This window comes from Clostridia bacterium (genome assembly GCA_019683875.1).
Classification (GTDB): Bacteria; Bacillota; Sulfobacillia; order RBS10-35; family Bu92; genus Bu92.
The window spans coordinates 1-2,463 of record JADGHN010000188.1; the positions used below are offsets into that span (position 1 = coordinate 1).

The 2,463-nt window shown below is 69.9% G+C and carries 3 protein-coding genes; 2 read left to right on the top strand and 1 reads right to left on the bottom strand.

The features are described from left to right. Positions 1–709: glycosyltransferase (locus IRZ18_09735; GenBank protein MBX5477385.1), on the bottom strand; the 709-nt coding region annotated here is incomplete at its 3' end. 221 nt (positions 710–930) lie between these two features. Between IRZ18_09735 and ftsE the strand changes: the two genes are divergently transcribed. Then, positions 931–1,701 carry a cell division ATP-binding protein FtsE gene (ftsE, locus tag IRZ18_09740; GenBank protein MBX5477386.1) on the top strand — a complete coding sequence of 257 codons (771 nt, stop codon included), beginning with the start codon at positions 931–933 and terminating at the stop codon, positions 1,699–1,701. Beyond that, on the top strand, positions 1,691–2,463 hold a 773-nt coding region (locus tag IRZ18_09745), incomplete at its 3' end, for an ABC transporter permease (GenBank protein MBX5477387.1). The genes ftsE and IRZ18_09745, both read left to right, overlap by 11 nt.

Sequence of the window (2,463 nt, forward strand, 5' to 3'; positions counted from 1 at the left end):
CCCGCGCGCGGGCGGCGACGGCGGCCTCGCCGCGGCCGCCGCCGACGATGAGGGCGCGCAGCCGCGGCCAGCGCGAGGCCAGGGCGGCGGCCGCGTCGCACAGCGCGAGGGCCGGCTCGACGACCTCGTCCAGCCGGCTGACGTGGACGATCACCGGGCGATCCTCGCGGGACACCCCGTCGACGTCCGGCGGCACGGCGGCCGGCGCGAAGTGGGCGGTGTCGACGCCGTTCGGGATGACGCGGATCCGCGCTTCCGGCGCGCCGAGGCGCTGGACCAGATGGTCCTTCACCTCCGGGCTGACCGCGATGGTCACGTCGCCCCAGCGGCTCACGCGCCGCCAGAACCAGCCGGCGTTGTAGACGCCGTGATAGGTCGTCACCAGCGGCATGTCGAGCCCGCGCCGCGCCGTCTCGCTCACCCACGCCGGGATGCGGGCGTGCGCGTGCACGACGTCGGGCGCCTCCGCGCGCAGGGCCCGCCGGACGTGAAGCCAGGCGCGCAGGACGTCCAGCGGCGAGCGGCTGGCGAGCGGCGCGCGGAGGTGGCGGATGCCGGCCGCGGCCAGGCGATCGACGAGGCGGCCGCCGGCCGAGACGACGACGGGCGTCCACCCGTGGCGCCGCAGGCCCTCCGCCAGGGTGACGACGTGCGTCTCGGCGCCGCCGAGGTCGAGGGCCATGGCCAAAAGCATCACCTTGCGCGCCACCGCCGCGTCACCGCTCCCGCAACCGGATGGATCAAGAATTGTCTACATTTTCCGTCGAACACGCCGCGCCATTCCGTTCTATGATCACGCACGAACCGGCGCGGGACAAGGCGCCGCGTAAGTTTACAAGTTTCTTACAAGGTCGCCATCGCGAAGGAACGGCCCGGATTCTGTCGAACAGCGGAGGGTGCGGCTGCGCCGGACAAGCCCGCCCTGGATCGATGTTTGCTGCGATCCGGGAAACGGCGCCGGCTCGACCGCGACGCCGCGGCTGTCGCCGTGCCCTTGAGAGCGAGGTGGCCGGTACGATCACGCTGATCGGCGTTTCCAAAGTGTATCCGCCCCGCCGGCCTGCACTGGTGGACGTCAACGTCCACGTCGAGAAAGGCGAATTCGTGTTTCTCACCGGTTCCTCCGGCGCGGGCAAGACCACCTTCATGCGCCTCCTGTATCGCGAAGAAGTTCCGACGGAAGGCCAGGTCATCGTCAACGGGCGAGACCTGAATCGGATTCGGCCCCGCCACGTGCCCTACCTCCGGCGCCAGATCGGCGTCGTGTTCCAGGATTACAAGCTTTTGCCCGAACGCACCGTGTGGGACAACGTGGCCTTTCCGCTGGTGGTCACGGAGTGGTCCCCGAAGGAGATCGAACGGCGGGTGCCGGCGGTGCTGGAGCTCGTCGGGCTGAAGGACCACGCGCAGGCCCTGCCCCGGGAGCTTTCCGGCGGCGAGCAGCAGCGGGCCGCCCTCGCGCGCGCCATCGCCCTGAACCCGAGCATCCTGCTGGCCGACGAGCCCACGGGCAACCTCGACCCGGCGAACGCCAACGCCATCATGGATCTGATCGAGGAAGTCAACCGCATGGGGACCACGGTGATCGTCGCCACGCACGCCGAGACCATCGTCAACCGCATGCGGCGGCGCGTCGTGCACCTGCACCTGGGACGCGTCGTCAGCGACGAGGATCCCGGGAGGTACCGCCATGAGGCTTAGGACATGGGGGTATTACCTGCGCGAGGCGCTGAAGGGGATCCGCGTCAACGGCCTCATGAGCCTCGCGTCCGCCAGCACCGTGGCCATCTCGCTTCTGGTGCTGGCCTTGACGCTGATCCTGGCCGTCAACCTTCAGCACATGACGGACGTGCTGGAGAGCCAGGTGCAGATCGTCGCCTATTTGCAACCGGACTTCGACCGCCAATGGACGGACGAGCTCGTCTCGAAGGCGCGCGCCATCCCGCACGTGGAGCGCGTCGACTTCGTGAGCAAGGAGGAGGGCCTCGCGCGGCTGCGGGACCAGCTGGGCAGCGACGCGGAACTGCTCGCCGCCGCGGATGAAGTCGGGAACCCGCTGCCCGATGCCCTGGACGTGTGGGTGGACGACCCCGCCCACATTCCCGGGGTCGTGCGGGCCCTGGGCGACATCGAAAGTGTCGACTCGGTCGACTACAAACAGGACGTCGTCAAGCGCCTGACGACGCTGTCGGACGGCGTCCGCATGCTGGGCCTGGCCCTCGTGGCCCTGCTTTCCGCGGCGACGCTCTTCATCATCTCCAACACCATCCGGCTCACGGTGTACGCGCGGCGCCGCGAGGTGGCGATCATGAAGCTCGTGGGCGCGACGAACGGCTTCATCCGCTGGCCGTTCCTCCTGGAAGGCGCGATCCTCGGCCTGGCCGGGGCGCTGGCGGCCGCCGCGACGGCCTGGTTCGGGTACGAATGGTTCGTGCGGCGCGTCACGGAAGGCCTGCCGTTCGT

Bases quoted from the DNA above. Each gene is read 5' to 3' on its own strand.
- ftsE (MBX5477386.1), top strand. From the start codon at position 931: ATGTTTGCTGCGATCCGGGAAACGGCGCCGGCTCGACCGCGACGCCGC.